Source organism: Moraxella haemolytica, assembly GCF_030177935.1.
Taxonomy (GTDB): domain Bacteria; phylum Pseudomonadota; class Gammaproteobacteria; order Pseudomonadales; family Moraxellaceae; genus Moraxella; species Moraxella haemolytica.
In genome coordinates, this window is record NZ_CP089974.1 from 1,615,309 (window position 1) to 1,639,735 (window position 24,427).

14 protein-coding genes, 2 tRNA genes and 1 rRNA gene are annotated in these 24,427 nt (G+C 41.7%); 8 read left to right on the forward strand and 9 right to left on the reverse strand.

What is annotated here, in order from left to right; translation table 11 throughout:
- Positions 1-242: 242 nt before the first annotated feature.
- The 5 genes from LU276_RS07665 to LU276_RS07685 form a co-directional block, all read right to left on the reverse strand.
- Positions 243-318: transfer RNA gene (locus LU276_RS07665), tRNA-Ala, on the reverse strand.
- Between the two features lie 4 nt (positions 319-322).
- Positions 323-399, reverse strand: a tRNA-Ile gene (locus LU276_RS07670).
- Between the two features lie 61 nt (positions 400-460).
- Positions 461-1,992: ribosomal RNA gene (locus tag LU276_RS07675) — 16S ribosomal RNA — on the reverse strand.
- Positions 1,993-2,895: 903 nt separating this feature from the next.
- On the reverse strand, positions 2,896-3,711 hold the full coding sequence (pssA, locus tag LU276_RS07680; RefSeq protein WP_284673267.1) for a CDP-diacylglycerol--serine O-phosphatidyltransferase: 816 nt from the start codon (positions 3,709-3,711) through the stop codon (positions 2,896-2,898).
- A gap of 25 nt (positions 3,712-3,736) precedes the next feature.
- Entirely contained in the window at positions 3,737-4,615 is an 879-nt protein-coding gene (locus tag LU276_RS07685) for a 23S rRNA (adenine(2030)-N(6))-methyltransferase RlmJ (RefSeq protein ID WP_284673268.1), read from the reverse strand.
- Positions 4,616-4,686: 71 nt separating this feature from the next.
- On the opposite strand from LU276_RS07685, the gene LU276_RS07690 reads away from it, so the two are divergent.
- Positions 4,687-5,283: a 2OG-Fe(II) oxygenase gene (locus LU276_RS07690; protein WP_284673269.1), complete on the forward strand. Its 597-nt coding sequence runs from the start codon at positions 4,687-4,689 to the stop codon at positions 5,281-5,283.
- Between the two features lie 181 nt (positions 5,284-5,464).
- Here the strand turns inward: LU276_RS07690 and LU276_RS07695 are convergent, their stop codons facing one another.
- Together LU276_RS07695 and LU276_RS07700 are read right to left on the reverse strand one after the other, a co-directional pair.
- Positions 5,465-7,987, reverse strand: a complete 2,523-nt coding sequence (locus tag LU276_RS07695) for a TonB-dependent receptor (RefSeq protein ID WP_284673270.1) — start codon at positions 7,985-7,987, stop codon at positions 5,465-5,467.
- A 153-nt stretch (positions 7,988-8,140) separates the two neighbouring features.
- Positions 8,141-9,139 carry an extracellular solute-binding protein gene (locus LU276_RS07700; RefSeq protein ID WP_284673271.1) on the reverse strand — a complete coding sequence of 333 codons (999 nt, stop codon included), beginning with the start codon at positions 9,137-9,139 and terminating at the stop codon, positions 8,141-8,143.
- A 195-nt stretch (positions 9,140-9,334) separates the two neighbouring features.
- On the opposite strand from LU276_RS07700, the gene LU276_RS07705 reads away from it, so the two are divergent.
- The 3 genes from LU276_RS07705 (at position 9,335) to dapE (ending at position 13,283) form a co-directional block, all read left to right on the forward strand.
- Complete coding sequence (locus LU276_RS07705) at positions 9,335-10,939, forward strand: ABC transporter permease (RefSeq protein ID WP_284673272.1); 1,605 nt, start codon at positions 9,335-9,337, stop codon at positions 10,937-10,939.
- Between the two features lie 3 nt (positions 10,940-10,942).
- Positions 10,943-11,962 carry an ABC transporter ATP-binding protein gene (locus LU276_RS07710; protein WP_284673273.1) on the forward strand — a complete coding sequence of 340 codons (1,020 nt, stop codon included), beginning with the start codon at positions 10,943-10,945 and terminating at the stop codon, positions 11,960-11,962.
- A 142-nt stretch (positions 11,963-12,104) separates the two neighbouring features.
- Positions 12,105-13,283 (forward strand): succinyl-diaminopimelate desuccinylase, encoded by a 1,179-nt coding sequence (dapE, locus tag LU276_RS07715; protein WP_284673274.1) that lies wholly within the window; start codon positions 12,105-12,107, stop codon positions 13,281-13,283.
- Positions 13,284-13,336: 53 nt separating this feature from the next.
- On the opposite strand, the gene LU276_RS07720 is transcribed toward dapE, so the two are convergent.
- Together LU276_RS07720 and iscX are read right to left on the reverse strand one after the other, a co-directional pair.
- Entirely contained in the window at positions 13,337-14,905 is a 1,569-nt protein-coding gene (locus LU276_RS07720; protein WP_284673275.1) for an AbgT family transporter, read from the reverse strand.
- 357 nt (positions 14,906-15,262) lie between these two features.
- Complete coding sequence (iscX, locus tag LU276_RS07725) at positions 15,263-15,463, reverse strand: Fe-S cluster assembly protein IscX (RefSeq protein ID WP_284673276.1); 201 nt, start codon at positions 15,461-15,463, stop codon at positions 15,263-15,265.
- Between the two features lie 95 nt (positions 15,464-15,558).
- Between iscX and LU276_RS07730 the strand changes: the two genes are divergently transcribed.
- From LU276_RS07730 to LU276_RS07745, 4 genes are all read left to right on the forward strand, one after another.
- The gene (locus LU276_RS07730) at positions 15,559-16,299 is read left to right on the forward strand and encodes an epoxyqueuosine reductase QueH (RefSeq protein ID WP_284673277.1); all 741 of its coding nucleotides are present in this window, start codon (positions 15,559-15,561) and stop codon (positions 16,297-16,299) included.
- A 297-nt stretch (positions 16,300-16,596) separates the two neighbouring features.
- The gene (gene katG / locus LU276_RS07735; protein ID WP_284673278.1) at positions 16,597-18,807 is read left to right on the forward strand and encodes a catalase/peroxidase HPI; all 2,211 of its coding nucleotides are present in this window, start codon (positions 16,597-16,599) and stop codon (positions 18,805-18,807) included.
- A gap of 360 nt (positions 18,808-19,167) precedes the next feature.
- Complete coding sequence (locus LU276_RS07740; protein WP_284673279.1) at positions 19,168-20,088, forward strand: restriction endonuclease; 921 nt, start codon at positions 19,168-19,170, stop codon at positions 20,086-20,088.
- The gene (locus LU276_RS07745) at positions 20,085-24,368 is read left to right on the forward strand and encodes an Eco57I restriction-modification methylase domain-containing protein (protein ID WP_284673280.1); all 4,284 of its coding nucleotides are present in this window, start codon (positions 20,085-20,087) and stop codon (positions 24,366-24,368) included. The genes LU276_RS07740 and LU276_RS07745 overlap by 4 nt, the downstream gene beginning before the upstream one ends.
- Positions 24,369-24,427 lie beyond the last annotated feature (59 nt).

Sequence of the window (24,427 nt, forward strand, 5' to 3'; positions counted from 1 at the left end):
TAATGTGTAACGATTTACCTATGTTTACGCTTGATTCAGTTCTCTTTACTTTATCCAATCACCTTCTATAAAAGAAGTGGAGTGTGATTGGAATGGTTAATTATTTGTTGGAATTAAATAATTAACCCAGACTCATATTTTCGTTGTTAAATAATGATATGAACTTCGTCAGTTCATAAAGTTAAAGCATAAATAAGAAATCTCTTATCAAATTGCTTATGTATGCTTTTGATGTTTAAATATGGTGGAGTTAAGGAGAGTCGAACTCCTGACCTCCTGCGTGCAAGGCAGGCGCTCTACCAACTGAGCTATAACCCCAATATGGTGGGTCTAATAAGACTTGAACTTATGACCCCCGCGTTATCAACACGGTGCTCTAACCAACTGAGCTATAGACCCGTTTTAAACATCTTACTAAAGAACAACTTGTTGTGAATTCTTGCTAATCAGATAATATCGTTAAGGAGGTGATCCAGCCGCAGGTTCCCCTACGGCTACCTTGTTACGACTTCACCCCAGTCATCGACCCCACCGTGGTGATCGCCCTCTTGCGTTAGGCTAACCACTTCTGGTGAGATCAACTCCCATGGTGTGACGGGCGGTGTGTACAAGGCCCGGGAACGTATTCACCGCAGCATTCTGATCTGCGATTACTAGCGATTCCGACTTCATGGAGTCGAGTTGCAGACTCCAATCCGGACTACGATTGGCTTTTTGAGATTAGCATCACATCGCTGTGTAGCAACCCTTTGTACCAACCATTGTAGCACGTGTGTAGCCCTGGTCGTAAGGGCCATGATGACTTGACGTCGTCCCCGCCTTCCTCCAGTTTGTCACTGGCAGTATCCTTAGAGTTCCCGACTTAAATCGCTGGTAACTAAGGAAAAGGGTTGCGCTCGTTGCGGGACTTAACCCAACATCTCACGACACGAGCTGACGACAGCCATGCAGCACCTGTATCAGAGTTCCCGAAGGCACTAAGCTATCTCTAGCGAATTCTCTGTATGTCAAGACCAGGTAAGGTTCTTCGCGTTGCATCGAATTAAACCACATGCTCCACCGCTTGTGCGGGCCCCCGTCAATTCATTTGAGTTTTAACCTTGCGGCCGTACTCCCCAGGCGGTCTACTTATTGCGTTAACTGCGTCACTAAGTCTTCAAGAGACCCAACGACTGGTAGACATCGTTTACGGCGTGGACTACCAGGGTATCTAATCCTGTTTGCTACCCACGCTTTCGAACCTCAGTGTCAGTATGATGCCAGGAAGCTGCCTTCGCCATCGGTATTCCTCCAGATCTCTACGCATTTCACCGCTACACCTGGAATTCTACTTCCCTCTCACCTACTCTAGCCACCCAGTATCAGATGCAGTTCCCAAGTTAAGCCCGGGGATTTCACATCTGACTTAAGCAGCCACCTACGCTCGCTTTACGCCCAGTAATTCCGATTAACGCTTGCACCCTCTGTATTACCGCGGCTGCTGGCACAGAGTTAGCCGGTGCTTATTCTGTGGGTAACGTCAGGGCTAGCTGGTATTAGCAACTAGCTTTTCCTCCCCACTTAAAGTGCTTTACAACCAAAAGGCCTTCTTCACACACGCGGCATGGCTGGATCAGGCTTTCGCCCATTGTCCAATATTCCCCACTGCTGCCTCCCGTAGGAGTCTGGGCCGTGTCTCAGTCCCAGTGTGGCTGATCATCCTCTCAGACCAGCTACAGATCGTCGCCTTGGTAGGCCTTTACCCCACCAACTAGCTAATCCGACTTAGGCTCATCTAATAGCGAGAGCTAAAAGCCCCCTTTCTCTCGTAAGACGTATGCGGTATTAGCGTAAGTTTCCCTACGTTATCCCCCACTACTAGGCAGATTCCTAAGCATTACTCACCCGTTCGCCACTAATCTTCTCTAGCAAGCTAGAGCGTCATCGTTCGACTTGCATGTGTTAAGCCTGCCGCCAGCGTTCAATCTGAGCCATGATCAAACTCTTCAGTTTAATCTTTCTAAGTAACCCATTAAGTGGGTCAATCTTGGCTCATTTATTACTAGCAAATTTGCTCATCGTGTAAATGAATTAACTTTGAGTATTTTTGCTTGATAAATGATAATTTTTGTATTATCTTGTATTAGCAAAAATCCACACAAGTTGTTCTTTAGTTTGGATTTTAAATAGTGTCATTCGTTGTCGTCCAGCGAATGAGTGCGTATTATACGCTGTTTTTATTTGGTGTCAAGCTTTTTTTAAAAATTTTAAAGTTTTTTTTGAGATTTGTTAATTCTCGTCTCAAATTTTTTAACTTATTGAATTTAAATAAGTTTTTTATGACTTGCTGTGCTTGAGTGGTGGGTATTATACAGGGTTTTAACAGGGTGTCAACGACTTTTTTTGAAATTTGATAAAAAAATCATAAATATTTTGTATATTATTGATTTTTAATAATAAAATATTCAATACCATCTTGCTGTCATCGCCTTCTTTATCAGATTTAATTATTGACAAGAGTTTTTCATCTGTACAACTTAAATCAGTGCTCTAGCTTAAGCAGTAATGAACTCAATTTTATCATCACCAAACTTCATATTAAGTATAGCTATTCAATTTTTAGGTATACCGACTCATACGACCGATGGGCACTGCTAAACTAAAACTGCTACTTTAAATTTTAGGATTGTGGCATGATTAAATGATTAGGTTTGGCTACTGGTTTAAATATCAATAATTATTCCCTGCCGCTACCTTAAGAGAACAATAAATGAAAAAGCCCATACAGAGATAGGGATTTTTTTATTGTATCAAAATAAAAACAATGACAGTTCTAGGTAAAATCAACCCAAACTACTGGCATGATAATTGATATGGCAATCTTTAAAATATTAACTCAAAAAACAGCTTTCACCCTTATAATTTAGAATGAGCATTTCTCTTAAAAGTCGTCCAAAATCCTGACAAAGCATAAATCATACCAATGGCAAGTATGCCAACAGGAATGTCATACAACACCACACCCATGACAAGCACACCCACAATCAGGGCGACAAAAGGAACTTTTTGGCGGTCAAATTCTTTGAAGCTGTAATATTTGACATTACTAACCATTAAAAGCCCACAAATAACCGTCCACACTGCACAGATGGCGGTCAATAATGAAGTGAAAGCCTCACCATGATCTTTAAAGACCAACACACTAGCAGCAACCAAAATCGCCGCCAAAGGACTTGCCAATCCGATGAAGTACTTCTTATCCACCGATCCGATTTGCACATTGAATCTGGCAAGACGAAATGCTGCACAAGCCGAGAACACAAACGCAGACGCAATTCCAATCCGTCCTAACTCATGCAAGGCGAAATGGTACATAAGAATGGCAGGGGCAAGCCCAAAAGCAATACAATCAGCCAGACTATCTAGTTGCTCACCAAAGGGGCTTTGGGCATTTAACATTCGAGCAGCTCGCCCATCCATACCATCCAAGATGGCAGATAGGAAAATGGCAAAACATGCTTTCTCAAAGCGTCCTTCGCTACTGGCAATGATGGAAAAAAACGCCGAAAGCATGGACGCAGTGGTAAATAAATTTGGTACAAGGTACACACCACGACTGACCTTTTTTTGGTTACTGGATTGTTCAGCATCTACCGCCTCTAGTTCCACCACCTCAAAAGTAATGCCATCATAATCATCATGGGTGTTCTTTTTGGATTGAGTGTTTGTCATGATTTTTTTTGTTTAAAGAGTTGTTTTATTCACCCACTAGCCATTTAACCACCGCCATCTCATCAAGGCTCATGGCAGGTGCATCTGCAGGTTTTAGGATTGGAGCAAGCGTTTCTAAAATAGCTTTGGCGTGTTCGTCGAATTGCCAAGGCGGATTGATGATATGAAGCCCTGTGCCATTCATGCCTACTGCCACATCATTAGGGTATAGGTTTAGCTCACAAACAAGCTGACGGCGGATTTCGGTGCGTTTCATTTTTTTATAGAACAACTCTACCGCTTCTTTGTTCTTGATGGGATACCACAGCACAAATGTTCCTGTGGAAAATTTTTTGTGGCTTGCCACCAGTAAATCTACCAAACGGCTAAAATCTTTATGTTCCTGCTCAAAAGGTGGGTCTAGTAAGATAACGCCCCGTTTTTCTTTTGGCGGTAATACGGCAGGCACACCCTCAAAGGCATTGCGACGATGAATACCGATAGGGAGTTGGTAGAGTTGGTAATTTAAGGCATCGTACTCATCTGCCACCGCCTCAAAAGCTTCGACACGCAAGGGTGCATTACTTGAATGGTTCAAGGCATGATTAGCAATCCACCAAGGCGACCCTGGATAGACATGCTTATCGTAAGTTTTGCGAGCAATGTCAAGGTCTAATAGATACTGAGCGATGGCTTTTGGTGGCGTAGTAAGATTGGTATTTTCTAAGGTACGAATACCTCTATCAGCTTCACCTGTTTTGGTTGCCTCTACACCCTCCAAAGAGTACAGCCCACGCCCACCATAGGCGTCAAGCACATAAAAAGGTTTGGCCTTGGCACTAAACTGGGCGAGAATCTGTAATAATAAAATATGCTTGGCAACATCAGCAAAGTTGCCAGCGTGATAGGCGTGTTTATAATTCATGATAAAATTGCGTGTTATTTCAAATAACTTATGGTAGCATAACTCACGATTTTTGGCTATTTTTATTTATTATGACCGCTTTCTATGCCGATTGGCACACCCTAATTGACCCCAAATTAGACGACTTTATTACCACAGGCACGATGGTGCTTGACAATGTCTTTGACAAAGATGGCTTAACCCTCTTACAAAATGAAAGTGGCTTTATAGAATATAAAGAAGCAAAGCTTACCCATGGCGAACGAGCAAGTGCCATTCGTGGCGACAGCATTCGCTGGATTGATGAGTCTTGCCCTGTGGGGTCGGCGTATCTTGGGGCGATTGACGAGCTTGGGTGGTATTTTAACGCCACGCTATACACAGGTATTCGCTCATCAGAAGCTCATTATGCGTGCTATCCGTCAGGCTTTGGCTACAAATGGCACTCAGATAATCCTAAAGGACGAGATGAGCGAGTGATTTCTGCGGTATTTTATTTAAATGACAACTGGGCAGCTGACGACGGTGGTCACATCACGGTTGTAGATAAAATCGGTCAGACAAGACAGCTTCTGCCACAACTTAATCGTCTTGTGGTGTTTGACAGCAATCTATTACATCAAGTGGAAATCACCAACCGCACACGGTTTTCTATCGCTACTTGGCTTCGGCGTGATGATAGGCTCTGATGAGTACGATAAGTAAATAGCAGTGCATCATGTTTTATATTATAATCACCCTATTATTTGGGCAGGTTCATTTGTTGCGGGACAACACACCACGCCCTACCCGTCTTTGACTGGCTTGTCAAACCAAGGGGTAGTTCCACCCCTTAGCTAAAATCTCATCGCACCGCCTAAGAAAAAACCTCTAAAAATTCATACTTAGCGATATGCTGACATTTCTCCCCTGCTGTGGCACAAAGGGCAAAAATGAGTTGTGCACATAGATTTTCTCGTTCAACAAATTATTGGCACGAACCGACCATGTGTAGTCGAGACGCCCTGTGTTTTTACGATAATCTAGACCGAGATTGAGCAGATTGTAGCCATCGGTGGCGTCCTCATTGATATAAATGGGGCAAAGTTTGTTGCGTCCTGCGTTATGATAGGGGCATTCGCTGTCGTATTTGGCGGCGACAGACTCTGATGTGCGTTTTTGGACAAAGACCTTGCTAAACTCCAAAGACGACGACCAATTACCGTGTTCGCCATTGATACGAAATCCAAGACGGTCAGGCGACATTCTAGGAGCGTGGCGGTCAGGGCGTGTGATGGTCTCTTGACCGATGATGGGGCGTTTGTAGATGGCACACTCTTCTTCATAATCTGGGTGCGTTCTGCTCCACCCACACTCCTCTGGGTCTTCGTAGCCAACCAGCTGTCTGTCGCCATAGATATTACCCACAAAAATCGGCTCAAAGTCATACAATCTGCCACGCACTTTATCGCCAAAGACTGCTACTTTATAATTGGGGTTCACTTGATAGCCGACTTCAAGCTCCGCCCCACGAATCTTAGCTTTGGACTGGGTGTAGCGTCTCATCGCAAGGTTGCCGACCTTGTAGAGATTTTCTGGGTGAATAAAGTTATCAAAATTATTGCCATAGACACTGCCTTTGACGCTCCATTTATCACCCTTAAAGGTCGCCCCAAATTCTAGGTTATCCGACTTTTCTTTATCAAGATTTTTGTTGCCAAACATAAATGAGTTGGTCGCCAAATGCTTGCCGTGATAATAAAGCTCCATCGGGCTTGGTATGCGTTCGTTATGCAAATAAGTGGTATCAAGGCGAAGCTTTGGTGTGATGTCGTACAAGGCGGTAATGGCGTAGGATTTGGCGTTTTGCTTGTAGGTCGTCAAATCAGGATACTCTTGGCGAACCGCTCGCCCATAGCGTTTTAGGGTGTGGTCAATCTCATCTAGGTCATAATGCACAGGGATTTTGGTGTTTTCAAAACGATAGCCAGTCTCTAAAGTGAGCTTGCCAAACTTGGCATTGGTCAAGGCAAACAGCCCCAATGATTTTTGGGTGTTCTCTACCAAAGGTCGGCGGTTTTCTGACTTTTCTTTAATGCTAGGGATGAGGGCGTGCGTGCGGTTTTGGGCGTAGTCAGCTCCCCATACCAGACCGTATTTGTCTTTAATGCTGTGATGAAAGCTTAATTTGCCCAGATAAGCATCATTGCCATAATAAACAGGATTGCCCTGCACAAACCGCTCTTTGCTCCCTGTCATAATGGGCTTGCCTTCGTCAAACTCAGTGTGCTTGTAATTGGTGTAGCCTAAATTTAGCTTGACTTTGTCTAGCCAGTTAAATGGCTGATTCAGCTCGCCTTGAATACTTGTGGAGCTTGACCGCATTTCAAGCCAAGGGGCTTTGTGATGATGGTCGTGCTTATGTCCATAGACATGGTCGTGGCTGTGGGCGGGGTCAGCTTCATGGTCGTTGCCGCAGTGGAAATGGAGCGAATCAAGCATGTCGGTGTCGTCCATCAGGTGCGGATAAATCGTCAAATAGTGGCGACCTCGCCCAAGTTTGTTATGAGGGTCGATGACATGGGCAGCACATTCGTCATATTTATGATTGTGTCCCACAAGCCCATAGTTCTCACGGCGTAGGGTATGGGCAATCCCCAGATGACCTTTGTCGCCGATGTAGGATAAGCCTATGGTGCTGGCTTTGGTGTTGTTGTACGAATCAGGCAGATACTTTAAGGTCTCGCCGTCAAACTTGATGGCAGGGACATTGTAAGGATTGGCATCTCTTGCCAGACCCTCCACACGCATCGCCAAACGGCTACCTAGCGGAAAGGCAAGCGAGCCTGTAATGAGCTTTTCGTCCGAGCCTGTGGTATAGCGAAACAAAGACTCGCCCTCCACGCCAGACGGCAGACGGCTTGGTACTTTGCCGTCTATCACATTGATGACCCCAGCAGGCGAAGCGTTGGCGTGCATAAGCGTACTTGCCCCACGCACAAGCTCCACACGACTGGCAAGTAGCGTATCCACCGACACGGCGTGGTCAGGACTGATGTTTGACATATCCGCCACACCCAAGCCGTTGTTTAAGACCTTGACACGCACACCCTCTTGCCCACGCACAACAGGAGCGGATGCACCACCCCCAAAAGGATTAGAATGAACACCTAGCTCGCCTGCTAGGGCATTGCCTAGCGTGGCTGAACGCTGCTGCAACTTAGACTTAGATATAGTGGTGTCAGAAGCCTTTTGGTTGCCAGAAAAAGCACTCCCTGATAGCAAAGTCTTATTTAATGCGACCACTATGGGATCTAATGCCACACTTGGTTCATCATGCAAAATCTCATCGGCATAAACCACCTGTGTTAACAGTGTCAGTATCGCCAGTGGTAAAGTCTTTCGTTTCATCATGTTGTTGCTCCTGTACGCCTGTATTATAATCATATTATAACATAACAATTCTTAATAAGAATACACCTTTAGCAATATTTTATTAAACTTCCATGCAAAAACCGCACCAATATTATGGTGCGGTTTGGCTAAGCAATCAAACCTAACTAAAAATTAGTTATAACCTGCTTTTTTCATCAGCATGATGGCCTTTTGTTGGTTTTGACCAGCAACAGCGACATTGATGAAGTCCTGCTTAAAACTTCCCCAACGAGATACAAGTGGTGTGGCACTTACACGAGCATTGGCAGGATACTCAAAATTACGGTCGGCATATAGTTTTTGAGCTTCTGCACTTGATAGCCATTCGATGAATTTTTGAGCCTCGGCTGGGTTTTTGCTGTGTTTTAGTACACCCGCACCAGAAACATTGACATGCGTACCTTTACCGCCTTGATCAGCGAAGAATACTTTAACATTATTTGCAACGGCAGGCGTTTTATTGATCAAACGACCATAGTAATAAGTGTTGGCAATACCCACATCACAGCGACCTGCATTGATTGCTTCTAATAATGCCGTATCATTAGAAAATGGCGTGGTTGCTAGGTTATTCACCCAACCTTTAACGACACGCTCAGTTGTTGCTTGACCGTGATTGGCAATCATGGTTGCTACCAATGATTGATTGTACACATTATTAGAAGTGCGTAGACATAACCTACCTTTCCATTTTTCATTAGCTAGATCAGCATAAGTTGAAAGTTGGCTTGGGTTGACAGTCTTGGCATTATAAAAAATGGTACGAGCTCGCACTGACAGACCAAACCATTGGTTATTAGCAGCTCTTAGGTGTGATGGAATGTTATTTTTTAGTGTAGTGGAATTGATTGAACGAAGTAGCCCCATTTGTGAAGCTTTCCACAAATTTCCTCCATCAACAGTAATCAGCACATCACCTTTGGTATTTTTACCCTCAGCTTTAATCTTTGCCATCAATGGGCCATCTTTATCATTAACCAGTGTAACTTTTGTGCCTGTTTTGGTTTGGTATGCCTGCACAATCGGTTTTAAAAGCTCGTCAGCACGAGATGAATAAACCACCAATTCGCTAGCAAATGCTGGTAGTGCCATCAATACAGCCACCTGAGCGGTCAAAATTTTTTTTAACATAAACTCGTCCTTCTTTAAAAAAGCCAATCTAATGGCATACATTAAAATAAAACACCAGATGGCAATCTTTTGATAAAAAATTTCACAAAATACTGCCGTTTTCTGCTATATTATAATACAATATTGGTATATTAACAATAATTATTATCATCATTAATAAGCAATCATTATCACCCTATATAGATTAGCACAATTATGACAAATTCAACGCTGATTGCACGCTTATGGCTCGGACTTTGTTCTTTATTAGTCATCATTCCTTTAGGTGTCATTTTATCTTCCCTAGGTGAGTTTGATACCGAGATTTGGCAGTTTTTACTTGATTATGAACTGGGTCATTTATTAAAAAATACACTATGGCTCGCATTATCCGTAGGCATCGGCGTAACCGTACTTGGCACAAGTACCGCTTGGCTAACCGCCATGTATCACTTTCCACTCAAATGGCTCTTTTCTTGGGCAATGATGCTACCTTTGGCGGTGCCTGCTTATGTACTGGCTTTTGTACAGCTTGGGATTTTTGATTATACGGGTGTCATCAGTACTTATCTAAGAGAAGCATGGGGACTTAACAATGGTCTGCCTAACATTAGGCATGGCGGTGGCTTGGCACTCGTCATGAGCCTAACTTTATATCCTTATGTCTATTTACTCTCCAAAAACGCCTTTAGTAGCATGGGTAATCGTGCTTTAGAAGTTGGTGCATCCTTAGGGTTGTCAAATCGACAGTCCTTTTTTAAAATCGCCTTACCCATGGCACGCCCTTGGATTGCCAGTGGCATCATATTGGCATTGATGGAAGTGTTGGCGGACTTTGGGGCGGTATCTATTTTTGGTTATGATACTTTTACCACCGCCATCTATCAAGCGTGGTATGGTTTTTTTAGCATTGAAACCGCCAAGCAACTAGCAAGTCTTTTGGTTGGCTTGGTGTTTATCTTTTTGGTATTAGAGCAGCTTAGCCGTGGCCGCAAAAGTTTTGAAAGCACGGGTCGCAGTAGTTATCATCGTATCATTGACTTACATGGTATCAAAAAATGGCTGGCATTTAGTTACTGTGCTAGCATATTGTTTTTGGCATTCTTATTACCCATCATACAGCTTAGTCTATGGGTTATTGAAACTTGGCAGGGCATTGATTTTATCGCTGTTGTTGAACAAACCAAAAACTCCATCATCGCTAGCCTATCTGCCGCTGCACTCGTTTCTATCTTTGCCTTTTTTATTAGTCTAAGCATTCGCCATGATACTAGCAAATTTACCCTAATCAGTGCTAGAATCGCAACGCTTGGTTATGCCATTCCCGGCTCAGTGCTGGCGGTAGGTGTGTTCATTCCTGTGGCGTTTTTGGATAATTATTTGATTGAATACATACCAGCATTTGCCGAGCATGATGCCATCTTTAAAGGAACAGTCATTGTTCTACTCATTGCTTATTTGATTCGTTTTTTGGCATTAGGTGTACAAACAATGGATTCTGGCATGAAACGCATTAAAAGTACCCACATTGAAGCCGCCAAAAGCCTAGGGGCAACACCTCTTTCATCACTTTTTAAGGTACATTTACCCCTCATTAAAAGTTCGTTGGGCGTTACCCTACTCATGGTATTTGTAGATACCATGAAAGAAATGCCAATCACTTTAATGATGCGTCCGTTTGACTGGGACACACTGGCAATACGCATCTATTCTTTTACAAGCGAAGGTATGTACGAACAAGCCGCCTTGCCTGCATTGACCATCGTGCTAACAGGACTAATTCCTGTCATTTTATTCGTCAAAATAGACCAAAAGAGCTAAGTTATGCTAACCGTAGAAAATTTATCCATCAAGTTTGACAACAAGACGATTTTAAGCGATGTCAATTTTACTTTAAAAACTGGTGAAATCGCTTGCCTGCTTGGTGCTTCTGGTTGCGGTAAAACAACCATACTACGCTGTCTGTCTGGTTTTGAAAAGCCAAGCACTGGGGTGATTTCTTTAAATGACCATACACTATTTAATAACAACACCAACATTGCTGCTCACCAACGCCAAATCGGCATGGTATTTCAAGATTACTCCCTTTTTCCACATTTGACTGTGGCTCAAAATGTCGGATTTGGCTTAAGTCATTTGGATAAATCCAAAAAAAATGCTCGCATTGATGAGTTATTGACACTGGTCAATCTAAATGCATACAAGCATCGTTATCCACATGAGCTATCAGGCGGACAACAGCAACGAGTTGCCTTGGTGCGCGCTCTCGCCCCAAAACCTAAGCTAATCTTGCTTGATGAACCTTTTTCCAACCTTGATGTTGAGCTACGCACCAACCTATCCAAAGAAGTACGCAAGCTACTCAAATCACAAAATGTCAGTGCCATCTTGGTAACCCATGAACAGTCTGAAGCTTTTGCCATGGCAGATGTGATTGGCGTAATGGCAGATGGCATCATTCAGCAGTGGGCAGACCCAGAAGTACTGTATCACCGCCCCACCAATGCACAGGTTGCCAGTTTTGTCGGAGAAGGTGTCTTATACGATATTCTCAAAGTTCACCCCAATGGTATGGAATGCTCTTTTGGTTTTATTCCTTTATTGCCAAACAACAGCCTAGACACACAGATGCTCATCAGACCGCATGATGTCATTCAAACAAACAATCAAGGCATCGCTGTTAGCATCATAGACAGGGATTTTCGTGGAGGAGACTGGCTTTACACCCTACAAAACAATCAGGGCGATACACTATTTATGCAAACTTCCATGACCAAAGACCGCCCTGCCCATAGAATTGGCGACACCATTGAGGTTGCGATTCATCAAGCGGCAACCTTTTAGCTTAAAAAAGCACATTCTAAGATGTTGATGACTTCATTCAATCATCTTGGATAAAAGCAACTTACTTGTAGTATTGTATTGATTATCATCGTGTATAATGCCTAGATTTAACTCAAGCCGGTTATAACAATTAGGAACTCCCATGACCCCTGTTCTATCTTTATCCACCATTTTATTAAAAGAACCATCTGTTACCCCCAATGACTTTGAGTGCCAAAACATCTTGGCAGATTTTTTGGGTGCGTTAGGCTTTGAATGCGAATTCATGTTCTTTGGCGACCCTAATGATCAAGGCAGTAACGCCCAAATCAAAAATCTCTATGCTAAGAAAAAAGGCACAGACCCTACCGCTCCACACTTATGTTTTGCAGGACATACCGATGTTGTGCCTGTAGGCGATGAGAAACTTTGGACCTACCCACCCTTTTCGGCGACTGTTGCAGATGGTTATCTATGGGGGCGTGGTGCGTCTGACATGAAGACTGCGATTGCTTGTTTTTGTGTGGCGTGTGATGAATTCATCAAACAAAACCCTAGCCATAAGGGTGATGTCTCATTACTCATCACATCAGATGAAGAAGGTGTGGCAATCAACGGTACTCAAAAAGTTGTGCAAGCGTTGGCGGAGCGTGGTGAGCGTATGGACTTTTGTCTTGTGGGCGAACCATCTAGCACCCGTACACTTGGTGATATCATCAAAAACGGCAGGCGTGGCTCATTAAATGGCAGACTTACCGTAACTGGCAAACAAGGGCACATCGCCTATCCACATCTGGCGGTCAATCCCATGCACGAACTTGCCTCTGCTCTTGCCGAACTTGTGGCGACCAAATGGGATGATGGCAACGCCTATTTTCCAGCAACCAGTATGCAAATATCCAACCTAAATGGTGGCACAGGTGCAAGCAATGTCATCGCTGGAAATGTACAAATGCTGTTTAATTTTCGCTATTGCACCGAAAACACAGCAGAGAGCCTAAAAGCCAAAACTCACGCCATTTTGGATAAACATTTTAAGGACAGCAAGGCGACTTATGAGATAGAATGGAATCTATCAGGCGAGCCATTTTTAACTAAGCGAGGTAGCTTTGTTGATGCGGTCGTCTCTGCCATCAAAGAAACTACAGGGACAGACAGCAAACTTTCTACGAGTGGCGGTACATCAGATGGCAGATTTATCGCTCCCATTATGAATGCCCAAGTAGTAGAGCTTGGCGTATTAAATGACACCATTCATCAGATTGATGAAAAGGTGGCGGTAGATGATTTGGAGAAATTATCGTTGATTTATGGCAAAATCTTAAAAAAATTAATCGCCTAGTTCTAACCACCAATCAAAACCCCCTAATATTTAGGGGGTTTTGATGATTGCCATCAAGGCGTATAGTAAGTTGCCGAACCTGGTCCAACAGGCAAGCCAAGTACGAACACCCAAATGCAAAACAGGGTTGTCCAGCCCACTAGGAAAATAAGCGAATAAGGAATCATCAGCGACATCAATGTGCCAACACCTGTATCCTTCTTATAACGAATTGCCACCGCCATGATAAGACCAAAGTAACTCATCATCGGCGTGATGATATTGGTGGTGCTATCACCAATACGATACGCCGCCTGAATCATCTCTGGTGCATAGCCTGTGAGCATAAGCATTGGCACAAAAATCGGTGCGGTAATCGCCCACTGAGCAGATGCCGACCCAAGCATCAGATTGACAAATGCACAAATCAAAATAAAACCAACCAATAGCAAATGTCCTGTCAAACCAATCTCGTTCAAAAAGTTCGCCCCTGACACCGCCATGACCGAACCAATATTTGACCAGTTAAAAAATGCAGTAAACTGAGCGGCAAAGAATACCAGTACGATATACATACTAAGAGAACTCATGGCAGCACTCATGGCATCTACCACATCGTTATTGGTTTTGATGGTGCCTGTAATCTTACCGTACACAATGCCTGGAATGGCAAAAAACACAAAAATAAACACCACAATACCATGCAAAAATGGCGAACCTGCCACAAGACCTGTCTCAGGATGTCTTAACACGCCATTGGCAGGCACAATCGTCCATGCCAATAACAAACAAAAAACAACCATCGACACACCAGCCCAGAAAAGCCCTTTTTTCTCAATGGCGGTCAGTCGATCCACTTTGCTGTCTAGCACACTTGGGTCGTTGGCGTCATTAGGATTGTATTTACCCAAAGATGGCTCAACGATTTTTTCAGTGATAAAATATCCCAAACCACTGATTAAAAATGTACTTACTGCCATAAAATACCAGTTGGCTTCTGCACCCACCATATATTCAGGGTCAATGATGCGTGCCGCCTCTTGGCTAATGCCAGACAATAAAGGATCAACAGTACCTAGTAGCAAGTTGGCACTATACCCACCTGAAACACCTGCAAAGGCGGCGGCCAATCCTGCCAATGGGTGTCTGCCAAGTGAATGAAAAATCATCGCCGCCAGTGGAATTAGCACCACATAACCCAACTCTGATGCGGTATTTGACATGATGCCTGCAAAGACAATCACAAGCGTTACTATCTTAGGTGGTGCGTTCATAACAAGCCCACGAAGTGCAGCCGATATCATGCCAGAACGCTCAGCAATACCTACGCCAAGCAAAGCAACCAACACCGTGCCAAGCGGTATGAACCCTGTGAAGTTCGACACCAGATTTTCAACAATTCTAGCAAGCCCTTCGCCATTAAGTAGGTTATTGACATAAATCATGCCATCTTCGGCACGACCTTTTGCACCCTCTGGGCGAGGGTCAATGACCGAAACACCCATATAAGACATCACAGCAGATAATGCAAGCAGTATCCCTGACATCCATACAAATAAAATCGCAGGGTGTGGCAAAAGATTGCCAAGCCATTCTACACCCTTTAAAAATCGTCCCATACGAGTAGAATTTTGCTGTTGCATATTTACTCCCTCACAACAAAAAAGCAGACATGATCCAATATCACCATAAAGTTGATCATAAGCATAGAGTCAATCATAAGACAACAAACCCTAATGCTCAAACCCCATCATTAAAACACACTTGCGTAAGAAAAACAAACTTTTCATCATATGATTTATAAGTAATGGTTATTATTTGTTACACAGCGATAAAACTTATCTAAAATAGAACAAAAACCATCTCACAAGCCAACACTTCAATACCAGATAACCATGATTCAATTGCCACAAAAAACCACTTAAAGCCACACGACCTTAAATGGTTCAAGAAATGGGGCAAATCAAATATCTACAAGCCTGCTTGTTCGGTCTAAACAATCAATCTAATTCATCAAGCCATGCCATCTGAATAGCTTCCAAGATGGCTTCGTTTGATTTATTAGGATCATCATCAAACCCTGCAAGTTCACACACATAACGATGCAAATCAGTAAAGCGAATATATTGCACATCTTCATCTGGGTATTTTTCAGACAACTCAATGGCGATATCTAGCGTATCATGCCAAGTTAATTTCATAACACTTCTCTTTATTGGTTCAAAATTTGGTAAATTTTATCAAAATTAGTCAAAAAATGATATAATAAGTGCATTTTTAACGACCAAAAAACATCATGACCGTACAAACACACAACCCAAAACATCAGCCAAACCCAAAAACCAAGCCACAAATTGCCAAGGCTGACCCCACCAATCCACACCTAACACCGATTGACCGTGAGATTTTAACCCCACCAAATGGACATAAAAAAGTACTATTGCACTCATGCTGCGCCCCTTGTTCAGGCGAGGTCATGGAAGCCATGCTTGCTAGTGGCATTGAATTTACCATTTATTTTTATAATCCTAATATCCACCCAAAAAAAGAATACGAAATCCGCAAAAACGAAAACATCGCCTTTGCCAAAAAGCACGGTATTCCCTTTATTGATGCAGATTATGACATGGATAACTGGTTTGCTCGTGCCAAAGGCATGGAGCAGGACCCCGAGCGAGGTCGCCGTTGTACCATGTGTTTTGATATGCGATTTGAACGCACCGCCTTATACGCCCATGAAAATGGCTTTCCTGTAATGACAAGCTCATTAGGTATTAGCCGTTGGAAAAATATGGCTCAAATCAATGATTGCGGTCATCGTGCGGTCGCCCCCTATGAAGGTTTGGACTACTGGGATTTTAACTGGCGTAAAGGCGGTGGCAGTAGTCGCATGATTGAGATTAGCAAACGAGAACATTTTTATCAGCAAGAATACTGTGGTTGTGCTTATTCTTTGCGTGATACCAATAATTTTCGCCGCAGTCAAGGACGAGAGCCGATTAAAATTGGCGTCAAATACTATGGCGACGATGAATAGATAAGATAGAAGTACTCAAAAAGACTGCCAGTTAGCGGTCTTTTTTATGTCTCTTGATAGCAAAGTCATCGCCGTCAATGATGATATATTTTTCTAATCAATTTTTAATATTTCAATCATTATTTTTAATTAAAAAAACCAAACCAAGCTATCAAATTATTATATTTTACCAAAGTACTTTAACCACTTATAATCATTGAAAAATCATGGGAAGTCTCCCATTATTTCTCTGTTGGCCAACTTAAAATATTTTTTAAGCAAGCAAATGCCAGCTTTTAATCCAAACGAGGAGTGGTTATGAGTAACGAAGTTTTAAATGAACTAAATGACAGCCAAAAAACAGCAGGTGCACCGCAAGGCTGTCCATTTCATGGCAGTAACAGCCTAGATGGTCAAAGCCCAATGGCATGGTGGCCAAAAGCCCTAAACCTTGACATCTTGCACCAACATGACAAAAAAGTTAATCCGCTTGGCGAGGATTTCAACTACGCCGAAGAACTCAAAAAATTGGATGTTGATGCCCTAAAAAAAGATCTAGAAGAAGTACTTCGCACTAGCCAAGACTGGTGGCCTGCTGACCATGGTTACTATGGCGGTTTGATGGGTCGTTTGGCATGGCACTCAGCAGGTTCTTATCGTGCAGCGGACGGTCGTGGCGGTGCTAACACTGGTAATATTCGCTTTGCTCCGCTAAATTCTTGGCCTGACAACGCAAACCTTGACAAAGCTCGCCGTTTGTTGCAACCCATCAAACAAAAATATGGCAACAAAATCTCTTGGGCTGACCTAATCATCTTAGCAGGCACGATGGGCTATGAAGCCGCCGGTCTAAAAATTTTTGGCTTTGCCTTTGGTCGAGAAGACATCTGGCATCCAGAAAAAGACACCTATTGGGGTAGCGAGACCGAATGGCTTGCCAAAACAGGCTCAAAAGGCAACCGCTGGTCTGGCGACCGTGATTTGCAAAACCCACTAGCATCTGTAATGATGGGTCTTATCTACATCAACCCAGAAGGCGTGGACGGCAACCCTGACCCACTAAAAACCGCTCGTGATATGAAAATCACCTTTAAGCGTATGGGTGTAACCGTTGAAGAAACTGTCGCTTTGGTGGCTGGTGGTCATACCATCGGTAAACATCATGGTAATGGCGACGCTTCCAAAATGGGTGCAGAACCTGAAGCGGCCGACATCGCAGAGCAAGGCTTGGGCTGGAGTCAACCAAATCCAGGCAAAGTTACTTCTGGTATCGAAGGTGCATGGACAACCAACCCTGACCGCTGGGATAACGAGTTCTTCAAATTATTGTTCAAATATGAAGACAAGTTCCAAATCGTTCACTCACCTGCTGGAGCAAAACAGTGGGAACCATCCGAAATGGATGAAGAGGACATGCCAGTTGACCAAAACGATCCGTCCATCAAACGCAAAATCACGATGAACGATGGCGATATGGCACTTATCAAAGACCCAGAATACCGTGCGATTTCTGAAAAATTCTTAAACGACCAAGCAGCGTTTGACGATGCGTTTGCTCGTGCATGGTTTAAGCTGACTCACCGTGACATGGGACCAAAATCTCGTTATAAAGGTCCACTTGTACCACAAGAAGACTTGATTTGGCAAGATCCAATTCCTGCACCTAAATATGTACCAACCGATGCAGAAGTTGCTTCTTTGAAAGAACAAATCTTGGCATCTGGTCTAAGCATCTCTGAACTTGTGGCAACCGCTTGGGATAGTGCTCGTACTTTCCGCCAGTCGGATTATCGTGGTGGTGCAAACGGTGCAAGGATTCGCCTAGCTCCACAAAAAGACTGGATTGGCAACGAACCTGAACGCCTAGCTAAAGTTTTGGCTGTTTACGAAAAACTATCAGCTCAGACCAATGTATCTATCGCTGACCTTATCGTGCTAGGTGGTACAGCTGCTGTTGAAAAAGCCATCAAAGACGCAGGCTTTAATGTGGAAGTACCATTTAATGCAGGTCGTGGCGATGCCGTTCAAGAGATGACTGATGTTGAGAGCTTTGAGTATCTAAAACCTATCCACGATGGCTTTAGAAACTTCCAAGAAGCTCACTATGAACCACAGCCAGAAGAGTTATTGCTTGATCGTGCACAGCTAATGGGCTTAACCGCTGTTGAAATGACTGTGCTTGTCGGCGGTCTGCGTGTGTTAGGTGCTAACCATGGCGACAGCAAGCACGGTGTCTTTACCGACCGTGTCGGTGTATTGACCACTGACTTCTTCCGTAACCTTGTGGATATGGGCAACAAGTGGGAGCCAACAGGTCGCAACAGCTACAACATTGTAGACCGTAAGTCTGGCGAAACTAAGTTTACCGCCACTCGTGTGGATTTGGTATTCGGTTCAAACTCTATCCTTCGTGCCTATGCAGAGCTTTACGCACAAGACGACTCTGGCGAGAAATTCGCTCGTGACTTTGTTAAAGCATGGACCAAGGTAATGAACGCTGACCGTTATGACTTAGGTTGCAACTGCTAAGAACAGCCAAACGGTTAATTGTTACATAAAAAACACTCCCAATTGGGGGTGTTTTTTTATCGGCAAGTCGTTAATTTTTATGCTAAAATAACCATCAAATAACTTTACTTAACATTGCTTTTATAAAATACATAAATAAAATGATTGCAAATCAATTTGCCAACCTTATAATGTTCAGCCGTTCAGCCGTTCAGCCGTTCAGCCGTTCAGCCGTTCAGCCGTTCAGCCGTTCAGCCGTTCAGCCGTTCAGCCGTTATTTTGCGGACTTTTAACTAAAAGTCAAGCCAAAACTTATCTATTTTTTAGCCTATCGCTGTTTGGTGACAGGCTCTTTTCATACTTGCAAAAAGGCGGTATCAAATGACCGCCAAACAAGCTAAATCCAAAAAACGCACGCCTAATTTACGCATCGTAAATATCAATGAAAACACCTTATACCAACACTGCCCTGAGATTTTAGAAATTTTGTTAAAAGACAGGTCCACTTCTTTTTATAACAAACGCAAATGCAATATTATTTGGGCAAATAATAACTATGAATATTTGAGTGAGCATTATCAAGCCACCTGTCAAATCACGCCCAATCTCATCACAGGCGATAAAAAAGGCTTGATTGTGCCACGAGCATTAAAGCCAAAATCAGAACAAAAACAGCGTACCAAAAATAAAGCCGAAGTGTTTACCCCAAGTTGGGTGGTCAAATTACAAAATGATGCATTGGATGCAAATTTTATCAATGACGATTTAACAACTTATATTTCACGCATTTGGCTTGAGATTACTTGCGGGGAAGCTCCGTATATCGCCAATCGCTATGAAATGTCCACCGCCAAAAAAATTGCCATAAATAAAAGAGTGGGGTTTTTGGATAGAAAATTACAAAGAATTAACACAGAAATTCATCATAAACAAAAATGGCAAAAATTCGTCAAAAAAGCCTATCAATCTTGCTATGGTTTTGAGTGGAATGGCGATTCTTTATTGTTAGCAAGGCAGAATTTATTGGCAACTTATTATGACTATTATTGCGACAAATGGGGCGACAAACCACCTTATGATGCTTTAAAACAAATTGCCAAAATCATCAGCTATAACATTTTTCAAATGGACGGCTTGACAAAGTGCATTCCTTTATCAAAAAGAATTGAAACGATTATAAGTTATCAGACAGATTTATTTGATGACCCAAAACCAAAAACCATCATACATCAAGGTCGGCCTACCAAAATCAAAAATTGGCAGACAGGCAAACTGATTGATTTTATGGAGAGTAGCCAATGAGTAAAGTAAACCTGCAAACAACCAAAAGAATTTATCCACAAATTTATGCGTATATATTGCCAACTGTCAGCGATAAAGAAGGATGGGTAAAAATCGGCTATACCGAACGCGAAGATGTGCATACTCGCATCAAAGAACAGGTTGGCACGGTGGATTTGACATATGATTTATTATGGCACAAACTTGCTAAATTTCATAAAGACGAAGATAGTTATTTTAATGACCATTTATTGCACGATTATTTGACACGCCATAAAAATATCAAAAAACAAAAAGAATGGTTTTTTTATAATGGCACACCCAAAAAAAGTTTGGATGATTTTAATGATTTTGTTACTCAATATTATAATCAAGCCAAAGAGCATTGTGAATATCAATTACGCCAAGAGCAACAAGATGCGGTCAATCAAACTTTGGCGTATTTTAAAGACAATCTGCATAGTGAATTTTTGTGGAATGCCAAGCCAAGATTTGGTAAAACTTTAACCACTTATGATTTGGCAATAAAATTAAAAGCCAAAAAAGTATTGATTGTTACCAACCGCCCTGCAATCGCCAATTCGTGGTTTGATGATTTTGAGCAATTTATTGCGTGGCAGACCGATTTTGCCTTTGTTTCAAGTACTGATGCGTTAAGGGATAGGGCGACTTTAAGCCGTGAACAATATTTGGAGCAAATGACAAAGCCTAACGGCAAAAAGCATATGATTGCTTTTATTTCTTTGCAAGATTTAAAAGGGTCGATGCATTTTAGCCCAGACGGCACGCTGGATAAATTAAAATGGGTAAAAGAGTTAGAATGGGATTTGTTGGTCATTGATGAAGCTCATGAAGGCGTGGATACCTTAAAAACCAATGTCGCATTTGAGCAAATTAGCCGAGATTTCACCCTGCATTTATCAGGTACGCCATTTAAAGCGTTGGCGGACGGTAAATTTACCCAAGATGAAATTTATAATTGGAGCTATATAGATGAACAATCGGCTAAATTAAATTGGTCTAACGAAGATAGCAATCCTTACAAAACCCTACCTACTTTAAATTTATTTAGCTATCAGATGAGTGCGATGATTAGCGATAAAGTGAATAAGGGGGCGGATATTAAAGGTCAAAATCTGGATTTTACTTTTGATTTAAATGAATTTTTTGCCACAAACGACAAAGGCAAATTTGAACACGAAAAAGAAGTCAAAAAATGGTTAGATACTTTAAGTAAAAATGAAAAATACCCTTTTTCTACCAAAGAATTGCGAGATGAAATCAAGCACTCATTTTGGTATTTAGACCGTGTAGCCAGTGCCAAAGCATTAAAAAAATTGCTAGAAAATCACCCTGTTTTTGAAAATTACCATATTATTTTGGCAGCGGGCGATGGGCGTTTTGATAATGAAACGGTCAATCAAAATGCCCTACAACGAGTCAAAGAAGCCATTAAAAACCACGACAAAACCATTACACTATCGGTAGGACAACTCACCACAGGCATCACCATTCCAGAGTGGACGGCGGTCTTGATGTTATCCAATGTCAAATCGCCAGCACAATATTGGCAAACAGCATTTAGAGCCCAAAATCCGTGGGTATATGAAAAAGACGGACAAGTTTTGCAAAAACACAATGCTTATGTTTTTGATTTTGCTCCAGAACGCACTTTGATTATTTATGATGAATTTGCCAATAATTTATTGTCAAACACTTCAAATGGTGGTGGCACAGAAAATCAACGAAAAGAGAATATCAAACAACTCTTAAATTTCTTTCCTGTCATCGCCGAAGATAGCGAAGGCAAGATGATTGAGCTTGATGTTGATCAAGTATTAACCATTCCAAAAACCTTTAAAGCCACCGAAGTCGTTAGACGGGGTTTTATGAGCAATTTATTATTCCAAAATATTTCAGGGATTTTTGGTGCAAATAGCGAAGTGCTTGAAATTTTGGAACAAATTGACCCTTATGATAATGGCAAAATCAATAAAGAAAAAGCCAATAAAGCGATTGATACCCAAGGCGTACAAGTAGATGATAATGGCAATGCGGTGGCGGATAATGAAATTGTTATCAATACCAACAATGCTCGTTTTGGCGAAAAAGTCTATGGCGGTATTCAGACAACAACCGAACAAATCATTCAAAATGAAAATTTGAACAATGATGATTTGGCAAAAAAAGTTGCCGATGTACTTACCCAAACTACCCAAACCGCCTTTAATGAACTAGCAAAAGACAATGGCTTAACCGAAAAATTTGCCGAAAAAGTCGTAAAAGCACAAAGTCAAGCGATAATAGACGAAATCCAAAAAATCCAAAGCCATAGCCAAATCAATCAAAACCAAATCAACGCCGAATATGCAAATGACTTAAAAAACGCCCAAAGCGATGATGAAAAACAGCAGATCCAAAAGGATTATGAAACCAAAACGCAAATCATCACGCAGGATTTACAAAATCAAATTAGCCAAAAGGTTGGCGAAAAAGTCGCCGAGTTTACCCAAAACAGCATCGAAACCATTTTGCAAAAAGCCGAACAAAACAAACAAAACACGGTTGAAGACGATGTGCGTGGGCGATTGCGTGGATTTAGTCGCACCATTCCGTCGTTTTTAATGGCGTATGGCGATAAAAACACCACATTGGCGAATTTTGACAGCCATATTTCAGACAGCGTTTTTAAAGAAGTTACAGGCATTACCCTTGACCAATTTCGTGTGTTGCGAGATAAACATCAATTTTTTGATGAACAGGTGTTTGATACATCAATCCAAGAGTTTTTACATAAACGCTTTGCTCTTGCCAATTATTTTGACGAAAGTCAAACCGAAGACATTTTTGATTATATTCCACTCCAAAAAACCAATCAGATTTTTACCCCAAAATGGGTAGTAAAAATGATGATGGACAAATTTGAAAGCGAAAATCCTGATATTTTTAAAAATCCTGATATCACATTTGCCGATTTGTATATGAAATCTGGGCTATATATGACCGAGATTGTCAAACGGCTATATATTGGATTGGCAAGTCAATTCCCAAATCCGACCGAGCGATTAAAACATATTTTTGCCAATCAAATCTATGGTTTTGCCCCAAGCGAGATTATTTATCAAATTGCCAAAAACTTTATTTTAGGGTTTGATGATAATCAGCATATCAAGCACAATATTGTGATGCTGGATACCACCCCATACGCCGAAAGCCTGTATAAAGGGGGCGATTTGGATTTTAATGAAAAATTAACCAAGATTTTTGGAAAAGCGATGAAATTTGATGCAATTGTAGGTAATCCGCCTTATCAAGAAAACCGTAAAGATACCAGAGATGATGCAATTTATCATTATTTTTATGAGTTGGCAGAACAATGTTCGGATAAATATTGCTTAATTTCGCCTGCAAGGTTTTTGTTTAATGCGGGTAGCACAGATAAAAAATGGAATGAAAAAATGCTAAATGATGAGCATTTAAGGGTTTTATTCTATGAACAAAATTCATCTAAAATTTTTCCAAATACCGATATTAAAGGTGGTATTGCAATTATTCAAAAAGATAGGAATAAAAATTTTAGTAAAATTGGCACTTTTTCAAACTTCCAAGAACTAAATTCTATTTCTGAAAAAGTTACTAAATTAAAAGAAAATACATTAGATACAATAATGTCAGGTCAAGGTATCTACAAATTCACACCAAAAATGCACCAAGAAAACCCAAATGTCAAAAATATTTTATCAAAAAGTCATCCAAATGATGTTGGAACTGGCGTTTTGGAAAGTTTACATAACATATTATTTTTTGAAAAAATAGAAAAAGATGGTTTTGAGTATGTAGAAGTTTTGGGTCGCTATCAAAATCAAAGAGTGCGTCATTTCATCAGAAAAGACTACATTAATGAGCCTTTTGCTTTTGATAAGTTTAAAGTCATTTTACCCAAAGCAAATGGTTCTGGGGCGATTGGTGAAGTGCTAAGCACACCCCTAATCGGGGAACCCCTAATCGGGTTTACTCAAACTTTTATATCTATTGGTGCTTTTGATAGTTTATTAGAAGCCGAAAACTGTTTAAAATATGTTAAAAGTAAATTTGCTCGCACAATGCTCGGTATTTTAAAAATTACCCAAGACAACCCAAAAGATAAATGGAAAAAAGTCCCCCTACAAGATTTTACCAAAAATTCTGACATTGATTGGACACAGTCCATTAGCGAGATTGATCGCCAGCTGTATGCCAAATACGGATTAAGCGATGATGAAATCGCTTTTATTGAAAGCAAAGTAAAAGCGATGGAATAATTACAAAACCCAACAAACCCATCACCTAAACAATGTTACAATAGCACCGCTAGGTACAC

Bases quoted from the DNA above. Each gene is read 5' to 3' on its own strand.
- LU276_RS07745 (WP_284673280.1), top strand. From the start codon at position 20,085: ATGAGTAAAGTAAACCTGCAAACAACCAAAAGAATTTATCCACAAATT.
- LU276_RS07705 (WP_284673272.1), top strand. From the start codon at position 9,335: ATGACAAATTCAACGCTGATTGCACGCTTATGGCTCGGACTTTGTTCT.
- LU276_RS07720 (WP_284673275.1), bottom strand. From the start codon at position 14,905: ATGCAACAGCAAAATTCTACTCGTATGGGACGATTTTTAAAGGGTGTA.
- LU276_RS07740 (WP_284673279.1), top strand. From the start codon at position 19,168: ATGACCGCCAAACAAGCTAAATCCAAAAAACGCACGCCTAATTTACGC.
- pssA (WP_284673267.1), bottom strand. From the start codon at position 3,711: ATGACAAACACTCAATCCAAAAAGAACACCCATGATGATTATGATGGC.
- LU276_RS07690 (WP_284673269.1), top strand. From the start codon at position 4,687: ATGACCGCTTTCTATGCCGATTGGCACACCCTAATTGACCCCAAATTA.
- LU276_RS07730 (WP_284673277.1), top strand. From the start codon at position 15,559: ATGACCGTACAAACACACAACCCAAAACATCAGCCAAACCCAAAAACC.
- katG (WP_284673278.1), top strand. From the start codon at position 16,597: ATGAGTAACGAAGTTTTAAATGAACTAAATGACAGCCAAAAAACAGCA.
- dapE (WP_284673274.1), top strand. From the start codon at position 12,105: ATGACCCCTGTTCTATCTTTATCCACCATTTTATTAAAAGAACCATCT.
- LU276_RS07700 (WP_284673271.1), bottom strand. From the start codon at position 9,139: ATGTTAAAAAAAATTTTGACCGCTCAGGTGGCTGTATTGATGGCACTA.
- LU276_RS07695 (WP_284673270.1), bottom strand. From the start codon at position 7,987: ATGATGAAACGAAAGACTTTACCACTGGCGATACTGACACTGTTAACA.
- LU276_RS07685 (WP_284673268.1), bottom strand. From the start codon at position 4,615: ATGAATTATAAACACGCCTATCACGCTGGCAACTTTGCTGATGTTGCC.
- iscX (WP_284673276.1), bottom strand. From the start codon at position 15,463: ATGAAATTAACTTGGCATGATACGCTAGATATCGCCATTGAGTTGTCT.
- LU276_RS07710 (WP_284673273.1), top strand. From the start codon at position 10,943: ATGCTAACCGTAGAAAATTTATCCATCAAGTTTGACAACAAGACGATT.